The sequence below is a fragment of the Micromonospora sp. CA-259024 genome, from assembly GCF_050936255.1.
Classification (GTDB): Bacteria; Actinomycetota; Actinomycetes; order Mycobacteriales; family Micromonosporaceae; genus Micromonospora.
In genome coordinates this window covers 39,042-64,873 of record NZ_JBNJND010000002.1, presented here as the reverse complement: position 1 = coordinate 64,873, position 25,832 = coordinate 39,042, and the positions used below count along the sequence as shown (strand labels likewise).

The 25,832-nt window shown below is 72.1% G+C and carries 24 protein-coding genes, 1 tRNA gene and 3 pseudogenes; 14 read left to right on the top strand and 14 right to left on the bottom strand.

Annotated features, from left to right (window positions below):
* Positions 1 to 73: 73 nt before the first annotated feature.
* The 7 genes and pseudogenes from fabF to ACQEUX_RS19550 form a co-directional block, all read right to left on the bottom strand.
* Positions 74 to 1,297, bottom strand: a complete 1,224-nt coding sequence (gene fabF / locus ACQEUX_RS19580) for a beta-ketoacyl-ACP synthase II (RefSeq protein ID WP_433050213.1) — start codon at positions 1,295 to 1,297, stop codon at positions 74 to 76.
* Between the two features lie 2 nt (positions 1,298 to 1,299).
* A complete protein-coding gene (locus ACQEUX_RS19575; protein ID WP_030330276.1) occupies positions 1,300 to 1,539 on the bottom strand; it encodes an acyl carrier protein in 240 nt (79 codons plus the stop codon).
* An 81-nt stretch (positions 1,540 to 1,620) separates the two neighbouring features.
* On the bottom strand, positions 1,621 to 2,565 hold the full coding sequence (locus ACQEUX_RS19570) for a beta-ketoacyl-ACP synthase III (protein WP_433050208.1): 945 nt from the start codon (positions 2,563 to 2,565) through the stop codon (positions 1,621 to 1,623).
* Between the two features lie 5 nt (positions 2,566 to 2,570).
* A pseudogene (locus ACQEUX_RS19565) lies at positions 2,571 to 3,488 on the bottom strand (ACP S-malonyltransferase); the annotation flags it as partial.
* Positions 3,489 to 3,566: 78 nt separating this feature from the next.
* Complete coding sequence (locus ACQEUX_RS19560) at positions 3,567 to 4,868, bottom strand: PucR family transcriptional regulator (RefSeq protein WP_433050205.1); 1,302 nt, start codon at positions 4,866 to 4,868, stop codon at positions 3,567 to 3,569.
* 107 nt (positions 4,869 to 4,975) lie between these two features.
* A complete protein-coding gene (locus ACQEUX_RS19555; protein ID WP_433050202.1) occupies positions 4,976 to 5,677 on the bottom strand; it encodes a response regulator in 702 nt (233 codons plus the stop codon).
* Entirely contained in the window at positions 5,674 to 6,879 is a 1,206-nt protein-coding gene (locus ACQEUX_RS19550) for a sensor histidine kinase (RefSeq protein WP_433050199.1), read from the bottom strand. Before ACQEUX_RS19550 ends, ACQEUX_RS19555 begins: the two co-directional genes overlap by 4 nt.
* Before the next feature lie 120 nt (positions 6,880 to 6,999).
* Here ACQEUX_RS19550 and ACQEUX_RS19545 point away from each other — a divergent pair, with 120 nt between their 5' ends.
* Together ACQEUX_RS19545 and ACQEUX_RS19540 are read left to right on the top strand one after the other, a co-directional pair.
* Positions 7,000 to 7,542, top strand: a complete 543-nt coding sequence (locus tag ACQEUX_RS19545) for an orotate phosphoribosyltransferase (RefSeq protein WP_433050196.1) — start codon at positions 7,000 to 7,002, stop codon at positions 7,540 to 7,542.
* Between the two features lie 215 nt (positions 7,543 to 7,757).
* Complete coding sequence (locus ACQEUX_RS19540; protein WP_433050193.1) at positions 7,758 to 8,087, top strand: hypothetical protein; 330 nt, start codon at positions 7,758 to 7,760, stop codon at positions 8,085 to 8,087.
* A gap of 112 nt (positions 8,088 to 8,199) precedes the next feature.
* On the opposite strand, the gene ACQEUX_RS19535 is transcribed toward ACQEUX_RS19540, so the two are convergent.
* A complete protein-coding gene (locus tag ACQEUX_RS19535; RefSeq protein WP_433050190.1) occupies positions 8,200 to 8,850 on the bottom strand; it encodes a hypothetical protein in 651 nt (216 codons plus the stop codon).
* Positions 8,851 to 9,119: 269 nt separating this feature from the next.
* Between ACQEUX_RS19535 and ACQEUX_RS19530 the strand changes: the two genes are divergently transcribed.
* Positions 9,120 to 9,686, top strand: coding sequence for a copper resistance protein CopC (locus ACQEUX_RS19530; RefSeq protein ID WP_433050187.1), 567 nt, complete (start codon positions 9,120 to 9,122; stop codon positions 9,684 to 9,686).
* Positions 9,687 to 9,814: 128 nt separating this feature from the next.
* On the opposite strand, the gene gltX is transcribed toward ACQEUX_RS19530, so the two are convergent.
* From gltX to ACQEUX_RS19515, 3 genes are read right to left on the bottom strand one after another with little or no spacing between them, the layout of a single operon-like run.
* The gene (gene gltX, locus ACQEUX_RS19525) at positions 9,815 to 11,224 is read right to left on the bottom strand and encodes a glutamate--tRNA ligase (RefSeq protein ID WP_433050184.1); all 1,410 of its coding nucleotides are present in this window, start codon (positions 11,222 to 11,224) and stop codon (positions 9,815 to 9,817) included.
* 51 nt (positions 11,225 to 11,275) lie between these two features.
* The gene (locus ACQEUX_RS19520) at positions 11,276 to 12,553 is read right to left on the bottom strand and encodes an MFS transporter (protein WP_433050181.1); all 1,278 of its coding nucleotides are present in this window, start codon (positions 12,551 to 12,553) and stop codon (positions 11,276 to 11,278) included.
* The gene (locus tag ACQEUX_RS19515; protein WP_433050178.1) at positions 12,550 to 13,899 is read right to left on the bottom strand and encodes a GH1 family beta-glucosidase; all 1,350 of its coding nucleotides are present in this window, start codon (positions 13,897 to 13,899) and stop codon (positions 12,550 to 12,552) included. Before ACQEUX_RS19515 ends, ACQEUX_RS19520 begins: the two co-directional genes overlap by 4 nt.
* A gap of 187 nt (positions 13,900 to 14,086) precedes the next feature.
* Between ACQEUX_RS19515 and ACQEUX_RS19510 the strand changes: the two genes are divergently transcribed.
* On the top strand, positions 14,087 to 14,536 hold the full coding sequence (locus ACQEUX_RS19510; protein ID WP_328419066.1) for an SRPBCC domain-containing protein: 450 nt from the start codon (positions 14,087 to 14,089) through the stop codon (positions 14,534 to 14,536).
* 150 nt (positions 14,537 to 14,686) lie between these two features.
* Here the strand turns inward: ACQEUX_RS19510 and aceE are convergent, their stop codons facing one another.
* Entirely contained in the window at positions 14,687 to 17,425 is a 2,739-nt protein-coding gene (aceE, locus tag ACQEUX_RS19505) for a pyruvate dehydrogenase (acetyl-transferring), homodimeric type (protein ID WP_433050173.1), read from the bottom strand.
* Between the two features lie 178 nt (positions 17,426 to 17,603).
* On the opposite strand from aceE, the gene ACQEUX_RS19500 reads away from it, so the two are divergent.
* Positions 17,604 to 17,729 carry a hypothetical protein gene (locus ACQEUX_RS19500; RefSeq protein ID WP_433050170.1) on the top strand — a complete coding sequence of 42 codons (126 nt, stop codon included), beginning with the start codon at positions 17,604 to 17,606 and terminating at the stop codon, positions 17,727 to 17,729.
* A gap of 25 nt (positions 17,730 to 17,754) precedes the next feature.
* The gene (locus ACQEUX_RS19495) at positions 17,755 to 18,159 is read left to right on the top strand and encodes a YjbQ family protein (protein WP_433050167.1); all 405 of its coding nucleotides are present in this window, start codon (positions 17,755 to 17,757) and stop codon (positions 18,157 to 18,159) included.
* Positions 18,160 to 18,270: 111 nt separating this feature from the next.
* Here ACQEUX_RS19495 and ACQEUX_RS19490 read toward each other — a convergent pair whose 3' ends face one another.
* Positions 18,271 to 19,917: an alkaline phosphatase D family protein gene (locus ACQEUX_RS19490; RefSeq protein ID WP_433050164.1), complete on the bottom strand. Its 1,647-nt coding sequence runs from the start codon at positions 19,915 to 19,917 to the stop codon at positions 18,271 to 18,273.
* Positions 19,918 to 20,255: 338 nt separating this feature from the next.
* Between ACQEUX_RS19490 and ACQEUX_RS19485 the strand changes: the two genes are divergently transcribed.
* From ACQEUX_RS19485 to ACQEUX_RS19460, 6 genes and pseudogenes are all read left to right on the top strand, one after another.
* The gene (locus ACQEUX_RS19485; protein WP_433056972.1) at positions 20,256 to 20,660 is read left to right on the top strand and encodes a MarR family winged helix-turn-helix transcriptional regulator; all 405 of its coding nucleotides are present in this window, start codon (positions 20,256 to 20,258) and stop codon (positions 20,658 to 20,660) included.
* A 51-nt stretch (positions 20,661 to 20,711) separates the two neighbouring features.
* A pseudogene (locus ACQEUX_RS19480) lies at positions 20,712 to 21,056 on the top strand (transketolase); the annotation flags it as partial.
* 171 nt (positions 21,057 to 21,227) lie between these two features.
* Positions 21,228 to 23,198, top strand: a pseudogene (locus tag ACQEUX_RS19475) (thiamine pyrophosphate-dependent enzyme); the annotation flags it as partial.
* 112 nt (positions 23,199 to 23,310) lie between these two features.
* Complete coding sequence (locus tag ACQEUX_RS19470) at positions 23,311 to 23,748, top strand: DUF3052 domain-containing protein (RefSeq protein ID WP_110565654.1); 438 nt, start codon at positions 23,311 to 23,313, stop codon at positions 23,746 to 23,748.
* An 88-nt stretch (positions 23,749 to 23,836) separates the two neighbouring features.
* Positions 23,837 to 24,301 carry a peroxiredoxin gene (locus ACQEUX_RS19465; RefSeq protein WP_433050159.1) on the top strand — a complete coding sequence of 155 codons (465 nt, stop codon included), beginning with the start codon at positions 23,837 to 23,839 and terminating at the stop codon, positions 24,299 to 24,301.
* A 77-nt stretch (positions 24,302 to 24,378) separates the two neighbouring features.
* Positions 24,379 to 24,450: transfer RNA gene (locus ACQEUX_RS19460), tRNA-Val, on the top strand.
* 32 nt (positions 24,451 to 24,482) lie between these two features.
* Here ACQEUX_RS19460 and ACQEUX_RS19455 read toward each other — a convergent pair.
* Entirely contained in the window at positions 24,483 to 25,070 is a 588-nt protein-coding gene (locus ACQEUX_RS19455) for a TetR/AcrR family transcriptional regulator (RefSeq protein ID WP_433050156.1), read from the bottom strand.
* Positions 25,071 to 25,158: 88 nt separating this feature from the next.
* Here ACQEUX_RS19455 and ACQEUX_RS19450 point away from each other — a divergent pair, with 88 nt between their 5' ends.
* Together ACQEUX_RS19450 and ACQEUX_RS19445 are read left to right on the top strand one after the other, a co-directional pair.
* Entirely contained in the window at positions 25,159 to 25,575 is a 417-nt protein-coding gene (locus tag ACQEUX_RS19450; protein WP_433050153.1) for a nuclear transport factor 2 family protein, read from the top strand.
* Positions 25,572 to 25,775, top strand: a complete 204-nt coding sequence (locus tag ACQEUX_RS19445) for a heavy-metal-associated domain-containing protein (RefSeq protein WP_433050150.1) — start codon at positions 25,572 to 25,574, stop codon at positions 25,773 to 25,775. The genes ACQEUX_RS19450 and ACQEUX_RS19445 overlap by 4 nt, the downstream gene beginning before the upstream one ends.
* The last annotated feature ends 57 nt before the right edge of the window (positions 25,776 to 25,832 follow it).

Below are 25,832 nucleotides of genomic sequence, written 5' to 3'. Positions count from 1 at the left end.
GAAGGGGCTCCTCTGACTTCTCGAACGGGATCCTGCCGGGCCGGCCGATGCTCCGGCACGGCCCAGCAGGCTCTCAGGGGCGCGCGAAGACGAGCGCCACGTTGTGGCCGCCGAAGCCGAACGCGTTGTTCAACGCGGCGGGAATCTCCATGTGGCGTGCCTTGGCCGCGACCTCCAGGGTGAGGCCGGGCTCCGGGTCGTCGAGGTTGATCGTCGGAGGGACGACACCGTCGCGGATGGCCAGGATGGTGGCGATCGACTCCAGCGCGCCGGCCGCACCGAGCAGGTGACCGGTCATCGACTTCGTCGCGGCCAGCACCGGGTGGTCGCCGAGCGCCTTGTGCAGCGCGCCGATCTCCAGCATGTCCCCGACCGGGGTCGAGGTGGCGTGCGCGTTGACGTGCACGATGTCCTGCTTGGCCACGTCCGCGTCGGCGATCGCCTTGGCGATGGCCTTGATCGCGCCCTCGCCCTCGGCGTGCGGCTGCACGATGTCGTACGCGTCGGAGGTGATGCCGGCGCCCGCGAGGCGCGCGTAGACCCGGGCGCCCCGGGCCGCCGCGTGCTCGGCCCGCTCCAGCACCAGGATGCCGGCGCCCTCGCCGAGGACGAAGCCGTCCCGACCCCGGTCCCACGGGCGGGAGGCGCGCTCCGGATCGTCGTTGCGGGTCGACATGGCCCGCATCGAGCTGAAGCCGGCGATCGGCAGCGCGTGGATGACCGCCTCGGTGCCGCCGGCCACTACCACATCGGCACGGCCGGAGCGGATGATGTCCAGGCCCAGGGCGATCGCCTCGGCGCCGGTGGCGCAGGCGCTGGCCACCGAGTGCACGCCGGCCTTGGCGCCCAACTCCAGCCCGACCCAGGCGGCCGGCCCGTTCGGCATCAGCATCGGGATGGTGTGCGGGGAGACCCGCCGCGGCCCGGAAGCCTCCAGGATGTCGTCCTGGGCCAGCAGGGTGGTGGCACCGCCGATGCCGGAGCCGACGCTGACGGCCAGCCGATCCCCGTCGAGGCCGGAGCCGGCGAGGCCGGCGTCCGCCCAGGCCTGCTGCGCCGCGATGAGCGCGATCGCCTCGGAACGGTCCAGGCGGCGCAGTCGGACCCGGTCCAGCACCTCGGACGGCTCCACGGCCAACTGAGCGGCGATCCGGACCGGAAGTTGCTCGGCCCACTCCTGGGTGAGGGCACTCACCCCGGAGCGGCCGGCGAGCATGGCGTCCCAGGTCGACGCGACGTCCCCGCCAAGCGGGGTCGTCGCGCCGAGCCCGGTGACGACGACGTCAGGACGACTCATGATCAGGACTGCGCCGCGATGTAGCTGACAGCGTCGCCGACGGTCTTGAGGTTCTGCACCTCGTTGTCCGGGATCTTGACGCCGAACTTCTCCTCGGCGGCCACCACGACCTCCACCATGGAGAGCGAGTCGACATCGAGGTCGTCGGTGAAGGACTTCCCCTCGGCCACGTCGTCCGGGTTCACCCCGGCAACCTCTTCGAGGATCTCGGCGAGGCCGGTGGTGATCTCGTCACGGGTCATTGCGGTGGTTCCTTTCATCGGGGTTCTCCGGCGGACGGCGTCGCCGACCGCCAATCCTGGACGCGTACGCGCCCGAGGGGGTCAGGGGCAGCGGACGACCTGACCGGCGTAGGTCAGGCCACCGCCGAAGCCGAACAGCAGCACCGGTGCGCCCGAAGGCACCTCCCGGCGCTCGACCAGCTTGGACAGGGCCAGCGGCACGCTCGCGGCGGACGTGTTGCCGGACTCGACGATGTCCTTCGCGATGATCGCGTTGGGGATGTTGAGCCGCTTGGCGATGCCGTCGATGATCCGGGCGTTGGCCTGGTGCGGCACGAACGCGGCCAGCTCCGACGGGTCGACCCCGGCCCGCTCGCAGGCCTGCAGGGCGAGCGGTGCCAGCGCGGTGGTGGCCCAGCGGAACACCGACTGCCCCTCCTGCTGGATGTACGGGCGCCAGCCCTCGATGCGGACCGCGTCGCTCTTCTCCGGCACCGAACCCCAGACCACCGGGCCGATTCCGGCCGGCTCGTCGTCGGCGGTGGCGGTGACCACCGCGGCCCCGGCGCCGTCCGCGAAGATGATGCAGGTCGAGCGGTCGGTCCAGTCGGTGAAGTCGGAGAGCTTCTCCGCGCCGATGACGATCGCGTTGCGCGACGCTCCGGCCCGGATGGCGTGGTCGACGGTGCCCAGCGCGTACGCGAAGCCCGAGCAGGCGGTGTTGACGTCGAACGCCCCCGGCGCGGCGATGCCCAGCTTGGCGGCGACCCGGCAGGCCACGTTGGGGCTGCGGTCGATGGAGGAGCAGGTGGCGACGACGACCAGGTCGATGTCGGCGGCCGTCAGGCCGGAGTTGGCCAGCGCCTTGCCGGCGGCGGCCGCGGCCATGTCGGCCACCGTCTCACCGTCGGCGATCCGCCGGGTGACGATGCCGACCCGGTCGCGGATCCACTCGTCGTTGGTGTCGACGAGCTGGGCGATCTCGTCGTTGGTCACCACCCGGGAGGGCTGGTAGTGCCCCATCGAGACGATGCGACTGCCAGTCATGAGCGACCTCCGATGCGGGCGATCAGGTCCCGTGCGGCCGACAGGTCGTCCGGGGTGTTCAGGGTGACGATCTCCGGGGCGGCATCGCCCTTGAGTTCCCGCTTGACCAGCCCGGCGAGAGTGCCGGCCGGCGGCAGCTCGATCACGCCGGTGACCCCGAGGTCGGCCAGCGTACGCATGCACAGGTCCCAGCGCACCGGCGCGGTGACCTGCCGGACGAGGCGCCGCATCACGTCCTGGCCGTTGTCGACCGCAGTGCCGTCGAGGTTCGACAGCAGGATCCGGGCCGGGTCGGCGGGGGTGATCCCGGCGGCGGCCGCGGCGAGCGCGGTCTCGGCCGGGGCCATGTACGGGGTGTGGAACGCGCCGGCCACCTGAAGGCGGATGATCCGGGCCCTGGTGGGCGGCTCGGCGGCGAGCTTGTCGAGCCCGTCCAGCGCGCCGGCGGCGACGATCTGCCCGGCACCGTTGCGGTTGGCCGGGTGCAGCCCGTGCGTCTCGATCGCGGCGAGCACGTCGTCGGGGTCGCCGCCGAGCACAGCGACCATGCCGGTCGGCTCCAGCGCGCACGCGGCGGCCATCTCCCGCCCTCGTACGCCGGCCAGGGTGATCGCGGCTTCGGCCGACAGCACACCGGCCAGGGCGGCGGCGCCCAATTCGCCGACGCTGTGGCCGGCGGTCAGCGTGACGTCGTCCAGCGGCAGGTGCTCGGAGGCGAGGAGCGCCGCGGCGACCAGCAACGGCTGGGTACGGGCGGTGTCCTTGATCTCGTCGGCGTCGGCGGCGGTGCCCAGGTGCAGCAGGTCGACCCCGGCCAACGCCGACCACTCGCGCAGGCGCGCCTCAGTGCCGGGCAGGTCGAGCCAAGGAGTCAGGAAGCCGGGTTTCTGAGAACCCTGGCCGGGACTAAGTACGGCGAGCACGCCTATGACTCTCCCGGATACGCGCGGGTAACGCTGTGCCGCCTTCGACCAAACCGCACTAGGACCTTTAGAGGTTTCCTACAAAGATCGGCGGGGATCATCCTCGGTTTGGGCGGTTTTCCGGGTCGCCGGGGTCATTGTCTGAGTTGGGACTGGCGAGGTGGCCGGGGCAACCGGATCCAACCGGCCCACGGTCAGCGCGACCTGAAGGGCGAACGCGTCCCGCGGAGACAGCGGCGAGAAGCCGGTCACCTCGGCGATCCGCCGCAGCCGGTAACGCACCGTGTTCGGGTGGACGAACAGCGCGCGGGCGGCACTCTCCAGCGTGCCACCGGCGGCCAGGAACGCGTCCAGGGTCGCCAGCAGTTCGCCGCCGGCGCGCACCAGCGTCGCGTACACGTCGTGCCGCAGCCGCCGACGGGCCTCGGCGTCGCCAGCGAGGGCCCGCTCCGGCAACAGGTCCGCGGCCGGTACCGGCCGGGGGGCGCCAGGCCATGCCGGCGCCGCCCGGAAACCGGACAGCGCCGCCCGCGCCGACTCGGTCGCCTCGTCCAGACTGGGTACGGCGGGACCGACCACCACCGGGCCGTCCCCGAACGCAGTCAGCAGCTTGGCGGTGGCGGTCAGCGGGTCCGCCGCGCCACCCAGCACGATCACCAGCCGGTCGCCGTGCACCCCGCCGATCACCTCCACGCCGATTCGGCGGGCCTGCCGGTAGACCACGTGCAGCACCGCGGAGACCTCCCCGCCCGGCGACCGGCCGACCGCCACCGCCACCGGCGGCGCGTCCGCCCAGCCGAGCGCGGCGGCCCGACTGGCCAGCACGTCCGGGGAGTCACCGCGCAACAGCGCGTCGACCAGCAGAGCCTGCAACCGGGCGTCCCACGCTCCGCGTGACTCGGCGGCCCGCGCGTACACCCGGGCGGCGGCGAACGCGATCTCCCGGGAGAAGCGCAGCACCGCTTCGCGTAGTTGCTGCTCCTCGCCCTCTGCGGCCAGGTGCGACACCTGCTCCTCGACCACGTCGATGGTCACCTTGATCAACGCCACGGTCTGCTGAAGGGTGATCGAGCGGGCCAGCGCCTGCGGGGCGGCGGCGAAGACCTCGTCCGAGACCTCCTGGGTGCTGTCCGCCGTGCCGCCGCCATCGCGCAGCCACTGCACCAGCGACCGGGCACCCGCCTGAGCCACCAACATCACCCAGGAGCGCTGGTCGGCCGGCAGCGCCCGGAACCACGGCAGCGTCTCATCCATCCGGGCCACGCTGGAGGTGGCCAACGCCCCCGCCGAACGCTCGATCCGGCGCAGCGTGGCCGACAGCTCTCCACCGCCCGGCGTACCCACCGCCCTAGCCTGACACGTCGTGAGCAGGCCATCCACGCCGGCATCGTCAGCGGGCCGCCGGAAGGCCCGTTCGGCCGACACCCTTCAGTGACGCCTTGAGCGGTCGGCCAGGCCCTTTGGAGCACGCTCGTGATCGAGACAGCTCAGGGTTTCGGGGGAGTGGGCAGGCCCAGCTCCTGGGCCAGGATCGCGGCCTGCACCCGGCTGCGCAGGTGCAGCTTCGCCAGGATGCGGCTCACGTGCGTCTTGGTGGTGCTCTCGGCCAGCACCAGCCGGTCGGCGATCTGCTGGTTGGACAGGCCCAGACCGAGACAGGCCAGCACGTCGCGCTCACGCGGGGTGAGTGTGCCCAGCGCGGCCCGGGTGTCCGCCGACGCGCCCGGCGCGGTGGCCGCGAAGGCGGCGATCAAACGGCGGGTCACCGCGGGGGCGATGAACCCGTCGCCACGCGCCACCGTACGCACGGCCGTCACCAGGCCGTCGGCGTCGGTGTCCTTGAGCAGGAACCCGGCCGCGCCGGCGCGCAACGCGCCGAAGACGTACTCGTCGAGGTCGAAGGTGGTGAGCACCAGCACGTCGGCGAGCCCGTCGGTGACGATCGCCCGGGTCGCGGAGATCCCGTCCCGGCGGGGCATCCGTACGTCCAGCACCGCGACGTCCGGGCGCAACTCCCGACACAGCCGAACCGCCTCGTCGCCGTCGGCCGCCTCGCCGACCACCTCGACGCCCGGCGAACCGCCCAGGATCAGGGCCAGTCCGGCCCGGACCGCGGGCTGATCGTCCGCGAGCACCACCCGTAGGGTCGCCGCGCCCGCGTCGCCCGGCGGGGATGCTGGCCCGGTCACCCGCCCTCCCCGGTGGGCAGCGCGGCCCGGACCTGCCAGCGGCCGTCGCGCGGCCCGGCGGTGAACCGGCCGGCCAGCAGCGTGGCCCGCTCCCGCATCCCGATCAGCCCGGCCCCGGCACCCGGCAACCCTGGCCCGCCCCGGCGCACCGGATTCTCCACCGTCAGCACCACCTCCGCCGGCCGGTACGCGATCGTGACCTCCGCCTCGCCGGTGCCGTGCTTGAGCGCGTTGGTCAGCGATTCCTGCACGATCCGGTACGCGGCGAGGTCCACCCCCACCGGCAGCGGGCCCGGCGTCCCATCGGTGCGGACCCGCACCGCGAGTCCGGCGGCCCGGATGCGCTCGATCAACCCATCCGCCTCAGCGAGGCGCGCGGTGACCGCCTCCGGCAGCGCCGGGCCGTCGCCCGCCGGTGCCGGTCCACCGCCGGTCCCCGGCTCGCGCAGCACGTCGATCATCTGACGCATCTCCGCCAGGCCCTGCACGCTGCTCTCCCGGATCACCCGCAACGCCGACTCGACCTGGCCGCGATCCAGCCCGGGGACGGACAGCACGGCGGTGGCGTGGATGGCCACGGCGCTGAGGTGGTTGGCGACCACGTCGTGCAGTTCCCGGGCCATCCGGGCGCGTTCGGCGCTGACCGCCTGACGGCGGTCCAGCTCGACCAGCCGAGCGGTCTGCTCAGCCCGGTCCCGCTCGGCGGCGGCCTGGTCGCGGTACTGCCGCACGCTGATCCCGGTCAGGACCGGCAGCAGCCCGGCGAGCACCACCGGCACCCCGACCGCCGCGCCGCGCCACTGGCCGAACCCGAGTACGCCGACGACGACCCCGATCAGGCTCAGCGCCACGGTGATCCGCAGCAGCCACCGCCACAGCCGGGGCGGGCCGTACACGCAGGCGTCGTAGAGCACCTGCGTGTAGACCACGACGGTGCCCAGCGAGTTGCCGAGCAGCGTGTCGACCAGGAGCGCCCCGGTCCCCACGGCCAGGCTGGTGCGCGGTGCGACCCGACGCAGGCCGACGGCGACGCACACCGCGAGCAGTGGCGGCAGGAACAGTGCGGGTGGCACGTCCGGGTGCGGGACGATCTGCGGTTGCATGCCCAGGCCGTACAGCACCAGACCACCGGCCAGTGACGCGCCGGCCAGCGCCAGGTCCCTCCCGGGGGTGCCGGAGCCGAGCCACGGTGGCGATCGCATGCTCCCGATCCCACCACAGCCGCCGACCCTCGGACACCGACCCGAGGACGAGCCCGTCGGCGCCGACATGCGCCGAAAGAGGTACGCGCACCGCGCCCCGGCCGAGCGAGAATGATCATCATGACTGATGTGGAAACCCTGGCCGCGCTGGCTCGCGACATCGACAGCACCTGCCGGCTGACCGGCACGTTCGCGCTCCGCTCCGGCCGGACCGCCAACGAGTACTTCGACAAGTACCGCTTCGAGGCGGATCCCCGCCTGCTGGACCGGGTGGCCGCCCACCTGGTGCCCCTGGTCCCGACGGACACCGAGGTGCTGGCCGGGCTGGAGATGGGCGGGATCCCGGTGGTGACCGCGCTGGGCCGGCACACCGGGCTGCCCTGCGCCTTCGTCCGCAAGACCGCCAAGCCGTACGGGACGGCCCGGCTGGCCGAGGGAGCAGAGGTGGCCGGACGGCGGGTGCTGGTGATCGAGGACGTGGTCACCTCGGGCGGCCAGGTGGTCATCTCCACCGGCCACCTACGCGAACTGGGTGCCCGGGTCGAGCACGCCCTCTGCGTCATCGACCGGGCCGAGGGTGGGTCGCAGGCGCTCGCCGCTCACGGCGTGGCGCTGCGGGCGCTCCTCACGCGGGCCGACCTGGAGGCCCAACGCGCCCGCTGACCGCCGGTCCGCCCCCACCGCGACCCCCCAGGGTGAACGGCGCGAAAAGAAGCTGTGAACTGCGCGACCGGATCCCGCGCTCACCGTTGTCGTCGTGAACCGGCCGGTCCCGACCCCAGGTACGCTGCGCGCGGCCCGTCGGTCCCGGCCAGTACGGTGTGACAGGGCACGTCGGGGGAGCACCCGCGGGTGAGACGAGCGTGAGGAGACCGGGGATGGCGCACGGGGAGGCCGAGCACGGCTGTGCCCAGGGCGAGCCGTGCCGGTCGGGGCAGCAGGACCCGCAGGCGGCCGGCAAGCACCGCCGGCCGGTCGGCGCCGCGCCGTCGCACCCGGTGGAGCCGCTCGTCGGCCGGGCCGACGACGAAGCCGTGCTCCCGCGCCAGCGCTCCGCCGAGTCCACTTCCCTCGCCGAGCCCGACACGGACGTCCCGGCTGGTTGCCTCAGTGAACTTCCTGGCTGGGCCGGGGCCCATCGGCACGGCCCGGTCCGGCCGCGTCCGCGGGCCACCCGTCGGGAGCGCCCCCCGCGTCGCTGGTGCTGACCACCGCCGCACGCGGGGAGGGATCCGCGAGGTCCGCCTGACCGGTGCGGCTGATGCCCGTCGCTGGCTGAGCCCGTCGCCGACGCGGTGCAGGTCAGCGCGTTGTGGCCGGTCAGCGGGTGCGGCGGCGGATCAGGAGGGCGATCCCGGCGAGGCCGACCGTGATGGTCAGCATCACCCCGACGTTGAGCAGCAGCAGGTGTTGCAGGTCGCCGAGGGCCTCGTCGAGGTCCTTCGCGGGGTCGAGCGTGTCCTCCGGGAGCACCCGCTCGCCGCCGCCCACGCCGCCGCTGACCGTGTCGAACTGCCGCTCCAGCGGCACACCGGCGGTGCGCAGGGTCTCCGACATGCTGAGCCGACCCAGGAACCAACCGGCGCTGGTCTTGCGGGCGTCGGGCTGCTTGGCCGGGCGGAAGATCCGCGGGCCACCGGCCGCCTTGGGATAGAGATCGTACGTCTGCTTCGGCGTTTCCCCGGCGAGCACCACGACCGTGTACTTCGGACCGAGATCGGCCGGCTTCGGGCCGGTCGGCATGCCGGTGCGAGCGAGGAAGTTGACCTGGTCGATGACCGCGCCCACGTGGGCGGGCTGCGTTTCCGTGCGCAACCGCAGCGGCGCGGACAGCCCCACGCCGGTGATGTCCACTCCGGCCGGTGCCGGCTTCGGTGCCGCGGAGGCCGGGCCGGTGGTGGCGAGTGAGAGCAGCGCCGTCGCCAGCGCGCCCGCCAACACGGCGGCCAACCGGCTCATCTGTCGGACCATCCCGCCTCCTCGCCCCGTTCGATGGATGGCTTCGCTGTGACGTCTGGACCGGTCGACCGGCGCGGCGCCGACCGGATGGTCGCGCCACTCTTACAGACTCCGCAGAACGTCGATGAGTTGCAGCTTGTGGAACAGTAATTGGAACTATCTGCGATCTCTGCTCGACTAATGAGGAGCCGTTTGATCAGCGGGCGGATCGTACCCTTACGGAGGGGTTCATGGGGGGCAGGGTTACACGTACGGCGCGGGTTGTGCCAGTGGTGCTCGGCGTGGCGTTCGGTGTGTCGTTCCTGGCGCCAGTGACACCGGCCGCCGCGCACAACTCGCTGACCGGCAGCGACCCACGCGACGGCGCCCGAGTGGCGACGGCCCCGGCCCGGATCGAGTTGCGGTTCCTGGCCAAGCCGGCGCCGGCTACGACGAAGATCACAATAACCGGACCGGACAATGTGGTCGCCGGCGGCGCACCGACTTTCGATGGCAGCCGCGTGCGTGTGCCGTTCACGCCGGCCGCCGCCGGGCTCTACATCGTCGGCTACCAGCTCGCGTCCAGCGACGGGCACCCGGTGAAGGGCGAGGTGCGGTTCACCCTGACCGCCGGCACGGCCGCCGATCCGTCCGCCTCGCCCTCGGCTGGCGCGTCAACCGTTGGCTCGCCCTCGGCCGGTCCGACGTCGCCGACACCCGGCAACCCGACCGCGACCGCGTCGGCGGTGCCAGCGGCGCAGGAGCGGTCCGACTCCGGCGGTCGCTGGTGGCTCTGGGCGCTCGGCGGCCTGGTGCTGATCGCCGTCCTCGGGACCGGCCTCGTGCTCCGCCGCTCCGCCCGCGGCTGAGCGGCGGAACCGCAAGCACCTGGCCGGGGCCGGCACGGCCTCGTCGCCGTCGATGGCCCGTGGCCGCGTTGCTGCAGGGGAGGTCGCCGGTGCCTGGCCGGCGGGACCCGACCCCGCCGTACTCGCGGTCAGACCAGGCGGAGCCGGGCCGCGCGCATCCGGGTCAGGCTGCGCTCGCGACCGAGCACCTCCAGCGACTCGAACAGCGGCAGGCCCACGGTGCGGCCGGTGACGGCGACCCGCACCGGTGCCTGCGTCTTGCCGAGCTTGAGGCCACGCTCGGCGCCGACCGCCTCCAGCGTCGACTTCAGCGATTCGGCATCCCAGGACTCCAGCGTCTCGAACGCCGTGATGGCGGAGTCCAGCAGCTCGGCGGAGCCGTCCTTCATCGTCTTGGTCCAGGCGGCCTCGTCGATCAGCGGCGAGGCCAGGAAGAGGAAGTCGACGTTCGGCACGATCTCGCTGAGCACCGCGAGCCGGGTCTGGGCAAGCGGGGCGACGGCGGCGAACGCCTCGGCGTCGAACTCCTCCGGCTGCCACGGCGGCGGCGCGATGGTCCCGGTGCCGGTCAGCCACGGCTGGCAGGCGTCGATGAACTCGGCCACCGGCAGCGCCCGAATGTACTCGCCGTTGAACGCGCGCAGCTTCTTCTCGTCGAAGAACGCGGGGGAGGGGTTGACCTCCTCCAGCCGGAACTCGTCCTCGATGACCGACCAGGGGACGATCTCCCGGTCCCCGGAGGGCGCCCAGCCGAGCAGCATCAGGTAGTTGCGCATCGCGCCGGCGAGGTAGCCCTCCTCGCGGTACGCCTCCAGGGCGACCTTGTCCCGGCGCTTGGAGAGTTTCTGCCGCTTCTCGTTGACCACCACCGGCACGTGCGCCCAGACCGGCGGCTTGACGCCGAGGGCGTCCCAGAGCAGCTGCTGCTTGGGGGTGTTGGGCAGGTGCTCCTCGGCCCGGATCACGTGGGTGATCCCCATGGTCATGTCGTCGACGACGTTGGCCAGCAGGAAGACCGGCGAGCCGTCGCCCCGGGCGATGACGAAGTCCTCGATGAGCCGGTTCTCGAAGGTGGGCTCACCGCGGATCAGGTCGACCACCACGGTCGCGCCCTCGTCGGGCGTACGGAAGCGCAGCGCCCGCCCCTCACCCGGGCCAAGGCCCAGGTCGCGGTGGTAGCCGTCGTAGCCCTGGTACTGCGAGCCGGTGCGGGCCTGCACGTCCTCGCGGGTGCAGTCGCAGTAGTAGGCGCGGCCCGACTCGTACAGGCGGGCGGCGGCGGCCCGGTGCTCGCCGGCGTTCTGCGACTGGAAGTACGGGCCCTCGTAGCTGCCCCGGGAGATGCCGATCCAGTCCAACGCGGAGAGGATGCCCTCGGTCCATTCGGGCTTGTTGCGCGCCGCGTCCGTGTCCTCGATGCGCAGCACGAACACGCCGCCCTGCTGCTTGGCGTAGATCCAGTTCTGCAGCGCCGAGCGGGCGCCGCCGACGTGGAACATACCGGTCGGGGAAGGGGCGAAGCGCACACGTACCGTCACGTCCCCCAGCCTACGGCGGCCGTCGACTGCTTACGGCCACCGCCCCCCGACTCAGCGGACTGAGCGGATCTTGACGACCAGGGCGCTGCCGACCAGGGTGACCACCGCGGTGACCGCGTAGAGCGTGGGGTAACCGCCCAGGTGCACCACGAGCGGGGCGGAGAGCGCCGGGCCGAGCACCTGCGGCGCCGAGTTGGCGATGTTGATCACGCCGAGGTCCTTGGCCCGGTCGGTGGCCCGGGGGAGCACCTGCGTGATCAACGCGGCGTCCACCGAGAGGTAGACGCCGTAGCCGGCGCCGAGCAGCAGCGCGGCGACCATCGCCATCGGCCAGACCGGCGCGACCGCGAGCAGCAGCGCCGCCACCGCCATGATCAGCCCGGAGGCGATCACGTAGATCTTGCGGCGCCCGGAACGGTCCGACAGCCGGCCGGCGACCACCGCGGTCAGCATCATGCCGAGCGTGTAGAGCAGGATCAGCACCAGCAGACCACCCTCGGGATCGGGGTGGCGCACCCCGTCGGTGAGGAAGTACAGCAGGTAGAGGGTGCCCAGCGCGTTGCCGAGTTGGACCAGGAACCGGGTGATCCAGGCCCAGGCGAAGTCCGGGTGCCGGCGTGGGCTGATCCACATCGAGGCCAGCAGCGCCCGCGTCCGCAGCGGCGGCCGGTGCGTGCGGGGCAGCGGTTCGTCGGGGGTGAGCAGCGCGAACGGCAGCGACAGCAGCAGGATGGCCACGGCGATGGCCAGGTAGCCGGCGGCGTTGCCGGTGACCACCGCGGTGACCAGCACCGCGCCGAGCACCAGCCCGAGCGCCTGCGGGATGCCCACCCAGCCCGAGACGCCGCCGCGCTGGGTCACCGGGACCCGGTCCGGGATGGCGGCGGTGAGGCTGGCCAGCATCGCGTTGAAGCACACCTGGGCGGCGACCCAGCCGAGGGCGACCCCGAGGATGGTCCGCTGTTGGGCCAGCAGCACCAGGGCTGCCGCGCCGAGTAGGGCTCCGCCGGCGGTCCAGATGTGCCGGCGACCGAACTCCCGGCCGGCGACCCGCAGGCAGGTCCGGTCCGAGAGCGCGCCCGCGAGGGGGTTGGCCAGCACCGCGGCCACCGCGCCCAGGCCGGTGACCACGGCCAGCATGGTCTCCTTGTCGCCGGGCGCGATCTGCTCGATCTGTTGCGGCAACAGCACCTGGATCGGGGTGAAGAACGCCATCCAGACGCCGAGGTTGGCCGCGAAGATCAACCCGATCCAGCCGCGCCGCACCGGCACGGTCGGCTCGGCGAGCGCCGCCGGCAGCGACGCCGGAGTCGGGTCGAGGGTGGTCACCGCGCCGACCTCGGCCGGCTGGCCGCGATCACGTCCCGCAGCCAGGTGTACGACGACTTCGGCGTACGGGTCTGGGTGGCGTAGTCGACGTGGACGAGGCCGAAGCGCTTGGTGAACCCCTCGGCCCACTCCCAGTTGTCCAGCAGCGACCAGACGAAGTACCCGCGTACGTCCACCCCGTCGTCGATGGCGGCCCGGACCGCTCGCAGGTGCCCGTCGAGGTACGCGATCCGTTCCGGGTCCGCCACCCGCCCGTCCGCGTCCGGTACGTCGTCGTACGCGCAGCCGCTCTCGGTGATCTCGATCGGGGGCAGTGCGCCGCCGTACGTGTCGCGCAGCCAGCGGAGCAGGTCGTGCAGCCCGTCGGGGGCCACCGGCCAGTCGAAGGCCGTCCGGGGGTATCCGTCCAGCGGGACGAGGTCGAACGGCAGTGGCGAGCCCTGCTCGGCGGCCCGTACGCCGGTGGGGTTGTAGTAGTTGACCCCGAGCACGTCGATCGGTGCGGCGATCGTGTCCAGGTCCCCGGGGTGGATGACGTTCGGGTCGAAGCCGGGTAGCTCCGGGTAGCCGCGGCCGAGCAGCGGGTCGGTGAAGAGGCGGTTGTGCAGCGCCTCGTACGCCGCCCCGGCCGCCCGGTCGGCGTCGCGGTCGCCGAGCACCCGCACGGGCGAGTAGTTGTTGGCGATCGCCACCGGGCTGCCGGTGTGGGCCCGCAGCGCGGCGACCGCGAGCCCGTGCCCGAGCAGTTGGTGGTGGGCGACCGGAAAGGCGTCGAAGAGCAGCATCCGGCCGGGGGCGTGCACGCCCATGCCGTAACCGAGGCTCATGTGGATGAACGGCTCGTTCAGCGTGATCCAGAGGCCAACCCGGTCGCCGAGCCGGGCCGCGGTCTTGTCGGCGTACTCGGCGAAGCGGGCCGCGGTGTCGCGGTGCAGCCAGCCACCGGCGTCTTCGAGGGGTTGGGGTAGGTCCCAGTGGTAGAGGGTGGCCACCGGGTCGACGCCGGCGGTCAGCAACTCGTCCACCAGGCGGTCGTAGAAGTCCAGGCCGGCCGCGTTGGCCGGGCCGGCGCCGGTGGGTTGCACCCGGGGCCAGGCGACGGAGAACCGGTATCCGGAGACGCCCAGCCCGGCCAGCAGCGCGACGTCCTCGGTGTGCCGGTGGTAGTGGTCGCAGGCCACCTCGCCGCTGCTGCCGTCGCTGATCCGGCCCGGTGAGTGCGCGAACGTGTCCCAGATGGACGGTCCGCGTCCGCCGGCCGTGGTGGCGCCCTCGATCTGGTGGGCCGATGTGGAGACGCCCCAGCGGAAGCCGGTGGGGAACTGGGGCAGCGGTGCGGTCGACATGCGCCCTCCCGGTCAACGTGAAACGTGCTCGGGACTTTAAAGCGCTCTCGATGAATGCGCCATAGGCCGCTGCGGCGCAATGCGCAATGGTTGATCGGCGTGTCTTTTTCCGAACCCGTCCAGGTAAGTCCGATTTAGCGCATAGAGTGCCGATATCGTGGGATGTCCTCACCGGAGGAAGACGGAAATGATCCTCGTGGAACGCAGTGCGCACGTGGCGGCGCCAATTGAAGTGGTCTGGGATGTCGTACAGCGGGCCGAGCAGTTGCCGGCCTGGCTGGCGGGGGTCCGCGCGGCCGAAGTGCTCTCGGGAGAGGGCTTCGGGCGACGACAGCTGGTCCAGGCGGGGCGCGGCTCGGCGCATGAGGCCGAGGTGATCGCCTACCAGGAGCCGACACTGATCGGCTGGCGGGAACGGGCCAAGGGCGCCGGTGCTCGTGCGGAGGCGCGCACCGAGATCTACGTCCAGCTCACTCCCGACGAGGAGGAGGAGGGCGGGACCATCGTGCGGCTCATCGTGGTCCGCTGGCCGGCCGGACCGGTCAAGGCGGCCCTGCTGCGACTCGGACTGCGTCGGGTCGGCGCCGACCTGGAGGACTCGCTGGCCCGGCTCACCGACCTGGCCGCCGTCGGCTGACGAGCGCCCATCCTCCCGGCGTCGCCCGCGACGGCGGTGGTCCGGATCCCCGCCAGGGACCCCGGACCACCGCCGCACCCGGCCCTGTGGGGTTGAACTGGAAGGGCCCGGCGCGGGGGTGCGCCGGGCCCTTCCTCGGTGGTGCCTGGATCAGCTGTCGCCGCCGGTTTCGCCGACCGGGGCGGCGTTGACGTCGTCGATCGCGTACTTCTTGGCGGCCTCGGCCGGCACGGTGGCCGCCACCGCGCCGCTGCGGGCGAGCTGCCGCAGCGTGGCCACCACGATCGACTCGGCGTCGACGTGGAAGTGCCGGCGCAGCGCGTGCCGGGTGTCCGACATGCCGAAGCCGTCGGTGCCGAGCGACGTGTAGTCGCCGGGTACCCAGCGGGCGATCAGGTCCGGCACCGCACGCATCCAGTCGCTGACCGCGACCTTCGGCCCGTCCGCGTCGGCCAGCTTCTGCTGGATGTACGGAACCTTCGCCTCGGCGCCCGGGTTGAGGAGGTTGAACTCCTCGGTCTCCACCGCGTCGCGGCGCAGCTCGGTCCAGGAGGTCACCGACCAGACGTCGGCGGCCACCCCCCAGTCCTGGGCGAGCAGCTGCTGGGCCTTGAGCGCCCACTGCATGCCGGTGCCGGAGGCGAGCACGTTGGCCTTGGGGCCGTCGACCTGCGGCGCCGGGGAGTAGCGGTAGATGCCCTTGAGCAGGCCCTCCACGTCCACCCCGGCCGGCTCGGCCGGCTGCAGGATCGGCTCGTTGTAGACCGTCAGGTAGTAGAAGACGTTCTCCTGCGCGTCCCCGTACATCCGGTGCAGGCCCTGCTCCATGATGTGCGCGATCTCGAACGAGAACGCCGGGTCGTACGCGACCACCGCCGGGTTGGTGGCGGCGATCAGCATGGAGTGGCCGTCCTCGTGCTGCAGGCCCTCACCGTTGAGCGTGGTCCGCCCCGCGGTCGCGCCCAGCAGGAAGCCCCGCGCCATCTGGTCGGCGGCCGCCCACAGCCCGTCGGCGGTCCGCTGGAACCCGAACATCGAGTAGAAGATGTACATCGGGATCATCGGCTCGTCGTGGGTGGCGTACGCCGAGCCGGCGGCGGTGAACGAGGCGACCGAGCCGGCCTCGTTGATCCCCTCGTGCAGGATCTGCCCGGTGGTCGACTCCTTGTACGACAGGAACAGCTCCCGGTCGACCGAGGTGTAGCGCTGGCCGTGCGGCGAGTAGATCTTCGCGGTCGGGAAGATCGAGTCGAGACCGAAGGTGCGCGCCTCGTCCGGGATGATCGGCACCCAGCGCTTGCCGAACTCCTTGTCCTTCATGATGTCCTTGAGCAGGCGGACGAAGGCCATGGTGGTGGCCACCTTCTGCTTGCCCGAGCCGCGCTTGACGTCCGCGAACCGCTCCGGGCCGGGGATGGTCAGGCGCTTGGTGCTGGTCCGCCGGGAGGGCAGGTACCCGCCGAGCTGCTCGCGCCGCTCCTTGAGGTACGCCAGCTCCTCGGACTTCTCACCCGGGTGGTAGTACGGCGGCAGGTAGGGGTTGTCCTCCAGCGCCGAGTCCGGGATGTCCAGGTAGAGCCGGTCGCGGAAGGTCTTCAGGTCCTCCAGCGTCAGCTTCTTCATCTGGTGGGTCGCGTTGCGGCCCTCGAAGTGCGAGCCGAGCGTCCAGCCCTTGATCGTCTTCGCCAGGATGACGGTGGGCTGACCGGTGTGCTCGGTGGCCGCCTTGTAGGCCGCGTAGAGCTTGCGGTAGTCGTGCCCACCCCGCTTGAGGTTCCAGATCTCGTCGTCGCTCAGTGGCTCGACCATCTTGCGGGTACGCGCGTCGCGGCCGAAGAAGTGCTCCCGCACGTACGCGCCGGACTCCGCCTTGTAGGTCTGGTAGTCACCGTCGGTCGTGGTGTTCATGAGGTTGACCAGCGCGCCGTCGGTGTCCGCGGCGAGCAGCGGGTCCCACTCGCGGCCCCAGACCACCTTGATCACGTTCCAGCCGGCACCCCGGAAGAACGCCTCCAGCTCCTGCATGACCTTGCCGTTGCCCCGGACCGGGCCGTCCAGCCGCTGGAGGTTGCAGTTGATCACGAAGGTGAGATTGTCCAGCTCCTCGCGGGCGGCCACGCCGATGGCGCCCAGCGTCTCCGGCTCGTCCATCTCACCGTCGCCGAGGAACGCCCAGACGTGCTGCTGCGAGGTGTCCTTGATGCCGCGGTGCTGCAGGTACCGGTTGAACCGGGCCTGGTAGATCGCGTTCAGACCGCCGAGGCCCATCGAGACGGTGGGGAACTCCCAGAAGTCCGGCATCAGCCGTGGGTGCGGGTACGACGGCAGCCCACCGCCGGGGTGCGACAGCTCCTGGCGGAACCCGTCGAGCTGGTGCTCGCTGAGCCGCCCCTCCAGGAACGCCCGCGCGTACATGCCGGGGGAGGCGTGGCCCTGGTAGAAGATGTGGTCGCCGCCGCCCGGGTGGTTCTTGCCCCGGAAGAAGTGGTTGAAGCCCACCTCGTAGAGCGACGCCGAGCTGGCGAAGGTGGAGATGTGCCCACCGACGCCGATCTCCGGGCGCTGCGCCCGGTGCACCAGCATGGCGGCGTTCCACCGGACGTACGCCCGGATCCGACGCTCGACGTGCTCGTCACCCGGGAACCACGGTTCGCGTTCCGACGGGATGGTGTTGATGTAGTCGGTGGTGGTCAGGGGCGGAACCCCGACCTGGCGCTCACGGGCCCGCTCCAGCAGGCGCAGCATGACGTAACGGGCGCGTTTGGCACCGCGTTCGTCGATGACACCGTCAAGCGACTCGACCCATTCGCTGGTCTCTTCAGGGTCGATGTCCGGAAGCTGGCTCGGTAGGCCGTCGCTGATCACCGGGCGCTTGCGTTCCGTAGCCACAGGCGTTCCCTCGGTTGTGTGTGGGATAGGTCTCTAGCGCCATCCTGCCCCCTGGTGGCACCCGTCGTCACGTCTAGGTCCCCCCGACGCGATGCTGAACACAGGTACTCGCCGGTAACTTAGCGCAACGGCGCTGCGGATTCTGGGCGGTTTGCCCGCCACCCCTACCGTCTCGGTCATGAACAGGGGCCATGTCGCGGTCGCCGTGAGCATGATCGTTATCGGTGTGACGGGTCTGGTGGCCGGCGTGGTCGCGGTCTTCTCCGGCGGCGGTGGCGACTCCGGCGGTGGTGGCGGCTCCTGACCCGCCCTGCGGCAGAATGCGACGTATGCGAAGTGACGTGATCACCGTCCAGACCGGGTCCCGCCCGACCGTCCGGGACATCACCGCGGAGGCCCAGCAGTTCGTCGCCAGTGAGGGCGACGGCCTGCTGCACGTCTTCGTGCCGCACGCCACCGCCGGCCTGGCGATCATCGAGACCGGGTCGGGCTCCGACGACGACCTGCTCAGCGCCCTGGCCGACCTGCTCCCCACCGAGGACCGCTGGCGGCACCGACACGGCTCGCCCGGCCATGGGCGCGACCACGTGCTGCCGGCTCTCATTCCGCCGTACGCCACGCTGCCGGTGCTCGGCGGCCGGCTGGCGCTCGGCACCTGGCAGTCGATCTGCCTGGTCGACACCAACCGCGACAACCCGACCCGCCAGGTGCGGTTCTCCTTCCTCCCCGGCTGACGGTCCAGCCGCGCCGCCGTCCCGCGTCACGATCCGCGCGGCGTCCCCGGAACTGCCGCCTCGACGGGAGTGAGGGCGGCGCCGTGCGCGGATCGTGACGCGTCGGGCGGGTTACGGGCGGGCGGTCTCCTGGTCGACGGTCTGCTGGCCGGGGTCGGCGGACGGTGCGGCGCTGCGGACCGCTGACGGGACCGGGTTGTCCGCCGTCTGGTGCAGGCCGGGCACGCGGTCCTCGATCACGAACGAGGCCCGGGTGTACGCGGGCGCGTCCGGCCGGCTGACGTACGGCAGCACGTCGAAGTCGGCGGTGAGCTGTCCCGGGGTGATGGTGGTGCGCACGTACCCCCGCAGGTTGTTCTGGAAGCGCAGGTGCGGGTTGAACGCGAACCACGGGTGCGAGCCGGACGCCGAGTCCGCGCCGTCACCCGTCGAGGTGATCGAGGAGCAGACCAGTTCGGTGCCGACGGTGCGCGAGGTCGGGTCGGCGTAGTCCAGCTTGAGATCGCTGGCCCAGTGCGCGTGCACGTCGCCGGTCAGCACCACCGGGTTGCGCACCCCGGCGGCCAACCAACCCCGGGTGATGCGGTCCCGGGAGGCGACGTAGCCGTCCCAGGAGTCCATGCTGGTGACGGTGAGCGGGCCGGAGTTGTTGTCCCGTTGAGCGAAGAAGACCTGCTGGCCCAGGATGTCCCACTGGGCGTCCGAGCGACGGAAGCCGTCCAGCAGCCACGCCTCCTGCTCGGCCCCGGTGATCGACCGGGCCGGGTCGGATGCCGCCGCGCAGTCCCGGTAGCCGTCGCCGCAGGCCTGGTCGTCGCGGTACTGCCGGGTGTCGAGCATGTGGAACGTGGCCAGCCGCCCCCAGCGCACCCGCCGGTACAGCTGCATGTCGATGCCGCGGGGGATCGAGGTGCGCCGCAGCGGCATGTTCTCGTAGTACGCCTGGAACGCCGCGGCCCGCCGCGCGGGGAACTCCGGGTCCGGCGCCTCGGGCACCTCGTCGGCCCAGTTGTTCTCCACCTCGTGGTCGTCGAACACCACCGCCCACGGCGCCACCGCGTGCGCGGCCTGCAGGTCGGCGTCGGTCTTGTACTGGGCGTGCCGCTGCCGGTAGTTGGCCAGCGTCCGGGTCTCCGGTCCCTCGTGGTCACGCGGGTTGCCGCCGGGGACGTTGTACGTGTCCGGGGCGTACTCGTACTGGTAGTCGCCCAGGTGCAGGATCAGCTCCGGCTCGGTCTCGGCCAGCCGCCGGTAGGCGGTGAAGTAGCCGTGCTCGTACTGGGAGCAGGAGGCGAAGCCCATCGCCAGGGCGGCCGGCATGGTCCACGGTGCCGGGGCGGTGCGGGTGCGTCCGGTCGCCGAGACGTGGCGCTCGGCGCGGAACCGGTAGAAGTACTCGCGCCCGGGCAGTAGGCCGGCCAACTCCACGTGCACGCTGTGCGCCGAGCGGGTGCGGGCGACCGCGACCCCGCGGCGCACCACATGCCGGAACCGCTCGTCGGCGGCCAACTCCCAGTGCACCGGCACGTCGCGGTCCGGCATGCCGCCGAGGCCGTCCTCGGCCAGTGGCTGCGGGGCCAGGCGGGTCCACAACACGAACCCGTCGTGGTCGGGGTCGCCGGAGGCCACACCGAGGGTGAACGGGTAGGCCAGCGGCCGGCCCGCCGCCGCGCCGGCCGCCGCCGGCAGCCCGGTGACCGCGCCCGCGGCGCCGAGTGCGGCGCCGGACAGCAGGATGGTACGTCGGGACAGTGACACGAATCCTCCCCAGAGTCCGATCTTCGTGACTCCGGGAGCCTCGCGAGCCCCGGTGGCCGACAGGTGACAGTGAGTGGCCCTGCTCGTCGCCGGCAGTCGAACACCGATGACCGCTGTCGATCCGTGCTGACCCGATGCCCGCCGGTCCGCCCGTCCGACGGGTGATCCGGCCGGCCGGGCCGTGACCGACGATGCCCGTCCGGCCGGTGTGCCCGAACCTGATCGCTGAGCTGGACGACCGGCGCACTGCGTACGATGTGGCCGTGACGCAGGAGGTGGGTCCCGCGGCAGGTGAACGGGTGGATCGCGCTGGTCTCGCCGTCGATGTGGTGCGCCGCATGGCGCACCTGACCGCCGCTCTGCGGCACCGGCAGGGCTCCGCGTTCGCTGAGCTGGGGCTCACCCCGGCGGCGGCCCGGGCGCTGTACGAGCTGGACCCGGATCGCCCGCTGCCAGCCCGCGACCTCGCCGGCCAACTGGGCTGCGATCGGTCCAACGTGACGGTGCTGGTCGACAAGCTGGAACAGGCCGGGCTGGTCGAGCGCCGCACCGACCCGGCGGACCGTCGGCAGAAGACGCTGGTGGTGACCGAGCCGGGTCGCGGCGTCCGGGACCGGGTGATCGAGGTGATGTCCGACTCCCGACTCCTGTCCGGGCTGACCGACCGGGAGCTGGGCACCCTTCGTGACCTGGTCTGGAAGGTGTCCGACGATGGCTGGCCGGAGCCCTGTGGGCCGGAGTGAGCAGACCGGCGCCGGCCGTGTCCCACTGGGCGACCAGGGCGCGCGTCGGTAATGCTGTCCGACGTGACCACCCCGCAAGATCTCGACGACCGGTTCCGGGAGACGTTGGCGGCGCTGCCCGCCGCGGCACAGCGGCGTGACCCCGCCGACCCGGTCACCGACGACGCCGCACTGACCGGCGCTCAGCTGCTGGACCTGTTCGACGCGCAGGTGACCAGCCGGCAACTCGACCTGGCCGGCCGCTGGCTGCGCAGCTTCGGGGAGGGTTTCTACACCATCGGCTCGGCCGGGCACGAAGGCAACGCCGCGGTCGCCGCCGCGCTGCGCCCCACCGATCCGGCGCTCCTGCACTACCGCTCCGGCGCCTTCTACTGCCTGCGTGCCGCGCAGGCCGCGACCGACCCGGAGCCGTCCGACCCGGAGCGGTCCGGGTCCGAGCCGTCCGACCCGGAGCGGTCCGGGTCCGAACCGTCCGACCCGGAGCCGTCCGGGTCCGAACCGTCCGACCCGGAGCCGTCCGGGTCCGAACCGCCGGTGACCGCGCCGACCGCCGGTGGATTCGCGGCGTACGCGGACGCGGCCCGGGACGTGCTGCGCGGGATGGTCGCGTCGAGCCAGGAGCCGATCGCCGGTGGCCGGCACAAGGTGTTCGGCCGGGCCGACCTGTCCATCGTGCCGACCACCTCCACGATCGCCTCGCACCTGCCCCGCGCGGTCGGGATGGGGCTGGCCGTGGAGCGGCTGCGCCGGCTGGACAGCGCCGGGCGGCGTACCGGGGCCGGGCTGCGGGTCGGCAGCGGAGCGGATGCCACCCACGCCCCGTGGCCACCGGACGCCATCGTGGTCTGCTCGTTCGGCGACGCCTCGGTCAACCACGCCACCGCCACCGCCGCCTTCAACACCGCCGGCTGGTACGACCACGCCGGTCTGCGCATCCCGGTGCTCTTCGTCTGCGAGGACAACGGGCTGGGCATCAGCGTCCGCTCGCCGGAGGGCTGGGTGGAGGCGACCCTGCGGGCCAAGCCGGGCATCCGGTACCTGAGCGCGGACGGCGCCGACCCGGTGCAGACGTACACGGTGGCGGCGGAGGCCGCGGCCTGGGTACGCCGGCACCGGAGGCCGGCCGTTCTGCACCTGCGCACCGTACGGCTGATGGGGCACGCCGGGGCCGACGCGGAGTTGGCGTACCGCAGCCCGGCCGAGCTGGCCGAGGACCTGGACCGGGACCCGGTGGCCGCCACCGCGCGGCTGCTCGTCGACGCCGGCGTGGCGACCGGCGAGGAGCTGCTGGCCCGCTACGACGAGACCGGCTGGCAGGTACGCCGGTTGGCCGAGGAGGTGCTGGGCGAGCCGAAGCTGGCCTCCCCGGCCGACGTGGTGTCGGCGTTGGCGCCCCGCCGCCCGGTGCGGGTGGCGCGGGCGGTGGCCGACGCCGCGGCCCGGGCCAGCGGGCCGGGTGCGGGTGCCCGGGCCGAGGCGTTCGGCGGCAAGCCTCCGGAGCTGGCCGGCCCGATGACCCTGGCGCAGAGCATCAACGCCGCGCTCGCCGACGGGATGCTCGACCACCCCCAGATGGCGGTCTTCGGTGAGGACGTGGCCGCCAAGGGCGGCGTGTACGGGGTGACGAAGGGGCTGCGTGACCGCTTCGGGCCGGCCCGGGTCTTCGACACCCTGCTCGACGAGACGTCGGTGCTCGGGCTGGGCCTCGGCGCGGGGTTGGCCGGGATGCTGCCGGTGCCGGAGATCCAGTACCTGGCGTACCTGCACAACGCGGAAGACCAGCTGCGCGGCGAGGCGGCCACCATGCAGTTCTTCTCGCAGGGGGCGTTCCGCAACCCGATGGTGGTGCGGGTGGCCGGGCTGGCGTACCAGGAGGGGTTCGGCGGGCACTTCCACAACGACAACTCGGTGGCCGTACTCCGGGATGTGCCCGGTCTGGTGGTCGCGGTGCCGGCGCGGCCGGACGACGCCGCGCCCATGCTGCGGACCTGCCTGGCCAGCGCGGCGGTGGACGGCAGTGTCTGCGTGTTCCTGGAGCCGATCGCGCTCTACCACACCCGCGACCTGTACGCCGAGGGCGACGGGCAGTGGCTGGCCGGCTATCCGGAGCCGGGCGGGTGGGTGGCCGGGCACGTGCCGATCGGCCGGGCCCGGGTCTACCGGGTCGGCTCGGCGGACGACCTGACCATCATCACCTTCGGTAACGGGGTGCGAATGTCGCTGCGGGCCGCTGCCGTCCTCGCCGAGGAGGGGGTGGGCACCCGGGTGGTCGATCTGCGCTGGCTGGCCCCGCTGCCGGTGGCCGACATCATCCGGGAGTCCTCGGCGACCGGCCGGGTGCTGGTCGTGGACGAGACGCGTCGCTCCGGCGGGGTCGGCGAGGGGGTGATCGCCGCGCTGGTCGACGCCGGATATGTCGGAGCCGCACGTCGAGTGGCGGGAGTTGACTCGTTTGTACCATTAGGTCCGGCAGCACGTCATGTTCTGGTCTCCGCGGAAGCCATTACCGACGGTGCCCGTACGCTGCTGGCACGGTAAATTCCGTTCCACCCGGTGCGCCACTTGCGCGCGGACGCACAACTGTGTGGACTTTGCCTGACGGCGTCGCACCGACGCCGCGAGCAGGGACGAGATGAGGAGGCACGCGACAGTGAGCGCGACCGCTGGTCAGGCCGCCGACGGGGTACGCAGCCTGGCGGACCGGTTCGGAATCGAACCGGGGATGGTCGTCATGGAGATGGGGTACGACGACGACGTCGACCAGGATCTCCGCGACGCCCTGACCGACCGCTGTGGAGAGCTGGTCGACGAGGACACCGACGAGGTGGTCGACGCCGTGCTGGTCTGGTACCGCGACGGCGACGGTGACCTCTTCGAGCTTCTCGTCGACGCCCTCGGCCCGCTGGCCGACAACGGGGTCGTGTGGCTCCTCACCCCGAAGGCGGGGCGTGACGGGCACGTCGAGCCGAGTGAGGTCGCGGAGTCGGCGCCCACCGCCGGCCTTCAGCAGACCTCGACCGTCAACGCCGGCCGGGACTGGAGCGGGGCACGGCTGGTGCTGCGCCGAGGGGCCAAGGCCAAGAAGTAGCCCCCTCCCGCTTCGCGCGCCCGGCGGTCGACACCGCCGGGTGGGCGGGCCGCTGCCGTTCCGTGACTCGACCCCGAGGAGAGTTCGCATGCCCATCGAGGTTGGTGCCGAGGCACCGGATTTCCTCCTGAAGGACCAGAACAACCAGGAGGTCCGGCTCTCGGACTTCCGAGGCAGGCGCACCGTTCTGCTGGTCTTCTACCCGCTCGCCTTCACCGGCACCTGCCAGGGCGAGCTGTCCGAGGTGCGGGACAACCTCGACGAGTACGTGAACGACGACGTCCAGGTGCTGACGGTCAGCGTCGACTCGGTCTACAGCCACAAGATCTGGGCCGACCGCGAGGGCTACCAGTTCCCGATGCTGGCCGACTTCTGGCCGCACGGCGCCGTCGCCCAGGCGTACGGGGTCTTCAACGACGTCGCCGGCTTCGCCAACCGGGGCACCTTCGTCATCGACAAGACCGGCGTGGTCCGCTTCGCCGAGATGAACGGCCCGGGCGAGGCCCGCGACCAGCAGGGCTGGCGCAAGGCCATCGCCGCAGCGACCACCTGACCGGGGTACGCCGTGCGTCCGGGCCGGCGGCAAGCAAGGTAAGCTTGCCAGCCACCGGCCCGCCGCACGGGCGATCCGGGCGCGTAGCTCAGTGGGAGAGCACCCGCCTTACAAGCGGGGGGTCGCAGGTTCGAAACCTGCCGCGCCCACCCTTCACATCAGCCGACCCGGCGCAGCGAGGTCAGACCCCGGAGCGGAGCACCCGGAACAGGACGGTGCGCAGCGCGTTGGCGGCCTCGGCGCGGCTCATCCGACCGGCGTCGACCTCTTCGCCCACGGCGTGGCCGATCTTGATGGTGATCGCGGCGAGCCACTCGGCCGGAAGCTGGTCGTCGAACTCGCCGCTCGCCTGACCGCGCTGGATCACCCGGTTGATCCGATCGGCGACCGGTGCGTGGCGTTCCTCGTCGACGTGCGGGCTCACCGGAAGTGACGCGATCTGCTGGGCCAGGACCGGGTAGCGCCGTGCGATCTGGGCGCCGGCCCCGAGCACCCGGATGAGCGCGTCCGCGGCGGATCCGCTGTCCGGCTCGGCGGCGTCCATCGCGGCGACGGCCTCGTCGGTGATCCGGTCGACGACGGCCGCCATCAGGTGCTCGCGGGACGGGAAGTGGGCGTAGACGGTCTGCCGGGTGAGCCTGGCGGCTGTGGCGATGGCGTCGAGGCTGGCATCCGGCTGCGCGTCGAGCAGCTGGATTGCCGCGTCGAGGATCGCGCTGTAGTTGCGGCGGGCATCGGCGCGGCGGTTGCGCTCCGCTGAACGACTCATCTCTTACACCTTGCCAAGTTTTCTCGGACGTCGATATATTACAAGCCGTAAAGGTTCAGTCAGAGATCACGACCTGGTGGTGAGTGATATGGGCGCTCTCGACGGCACCGACCCGAAGAAGTTCATCGGCGACTTCTTCACCTCCTTCATGACCGACCTGGTGCGCGGCGACGAGGATCCGGCGGTGGTCGTCGACCGGTACCACACGCCCGACATTGTGCAGGTCGCTGACGGCAACCTGATGGACCGCGCCAAGCTCATCGCCCACGCCCGTCCGGCGCGCAAGCACCAGACCGGCGCCCGGTGGGAGGTGCACGAGGCGATGGCGGACGGGGACCGGATCGCCGCCCGCTACACCCTGCACTTCCAGACCCAGAAGCGGCAGGGCAGTGTGGACGTCTACTTCTTCGGGCACTTCGCCATCGACGGGCGGATGCGTCGGGCGCACATGCTCACCCGTTCCGTGCCCGTCAAGGCCAGCGACCGGGGGCGGGTGTCGACATGACCGTCAGCACCTATCGCGTGATCGGCATGGCCTGCGGCCACTGCGCAGGCTTCGTCACCGAGGAGATCGAGCGGATCCCCGGCGTCACCGCCGTGGCGGTGGACGTCGAACACGACACCGTCACGGTGAACAGCAACCGCTTGCTCGACATCGCCGAAGTACGGGCCGCAGTCGAGGAAGCCGGCTACGAACTGCACTGACTGATACCTGACGCCTGACGGCCGCGTCGCGCCAGGCAACCGCGCAGGTGGACGGGC

What these genes read in the sequence shown, in the direction of transcription:
- fabF (WP_433050213.1), bottom strand. Translation starts at nt 1,297, where the DNA reads ATGAGTCGTCCTGACGTCGTCGTCACCGGGCTCGGCGCGACGACCCCG.
- ACQEUX_RS19575 (WP_030330276.1), bottom strand. Translation starts at nt 1,539, where the DNA reads ATGACCCGTGACGAGATCACCACCGGCCTCGCCGAGATCCTCGAAGAG.
- ACQEUX_RS19570 (WP_433050208.1), bottom strand. Translation starts at nt 2,565, where the DNA reads ATGACTGGCAGTCGCATCGTCTCGATGGGGCACTACCAGCCCTCCCGG.
- ACQEUX_RS19550 (WP_433050199.1), bottom strand. Translation starts at nt 6,879, where the DNA reads ATGCGATCGCCACCGTGGCTCGGCTCCGGCACCCCCGGGAGGGACCTG.
- ACQEUX_RS19545 (WP_433050196.1), top strand. Translation starts at nt 7,000, where the DNA reads ATGACTGATGTGGAAACCCTGGCCGCGCTGGCTCGCGACATCGACAGC.
- ACQEUX_RS19540 (WP_433050193.1), top strand. Translation starts at nt 7,758, where the DNA reads ATGGCGCACGGGGAGGCCGAGCACGGCTGTGCCCAGGGCGAGCCGTGC.
- ACQEUX_RS19535 (WP_433050190.1), bottom strand. Translation starts at nt 8,850, where the DNA reads ATGGTCCGACAGATGAGCCGGTTGGCCGCCGTGTTGGCGGGCGCGCTG.
- ACQEUX_RS19515 (WP_433050178.1), bottom strand. Translation starts at nt 13,899, where the DNA reads ATGTCGACCGCACCGCTGCCCCAGTTCCCCACCGGCTTCCGCTGGGGC.
- ACQEUX_RS19510 (WP_328419066.1), top strand. Translation starts at nt 14,087, where the DNA reads ATGATCCTCGTGGAACGCAGTGCGCACGTGGCGGCGCCAATTGAAGTG.
- ACQEUX_RS19500 (WP_433050170.1), top strand. Translation starts at nt 17,604, where the DNA reads ATGAACAGGGGCCATGTCGCGGTCGCCGTGAGCATGATCGTTATCGGT.
- ACQEUX_RS19495 (WP_433050167.1), top strand. Translation starts at nt 17,755, where the DNA reads ATGCGAAGTGACGTGATCACCGTCCAGACCGGGTCCCGCCCGACCGTC.
- ACQEUX_RS19485 (WP_433056972.1), top strand. Translation starts at nt 20,256, where the DNA reads ATGGCGCACCTGACCGCCGCTCTGCGGCACCGGCAGGGCTCCGCGTTC.
- ACQEUX_RS19465 (WP_433050159.1), top strand. Translation starts at nt 23,837, where the DNA reads ATGCCCATCGAGGTTGGTGCCGAGGCACCGGATTTCCTCCTGAAGGAC.
- ACQEUX_RS19455 (WP_433050156.1), bottom strand. Translation starts at nt 25,070, where the DNA reads ATGAGTCGTTCAGCGGAGCGCAACCGCCGCGCCGATGCCCGCCGCAAC.
- ACQEUX_RS19450 (WP_433050153.1), top strand. Translation starts at nt 25,159, where the DNA reads ATGGGCGCTCTCGACGGCACCGACCCGAAGAAGTTCATCGGCGACTTC.
- ACQEUX_RS19445 (WP_433050150.1), top strand. Translation starts at nt 25,572, where the DNA reads ATGACCGTCAGCACCTATCGCGTGATCGGCATGGCCTGCGGCCACTGC.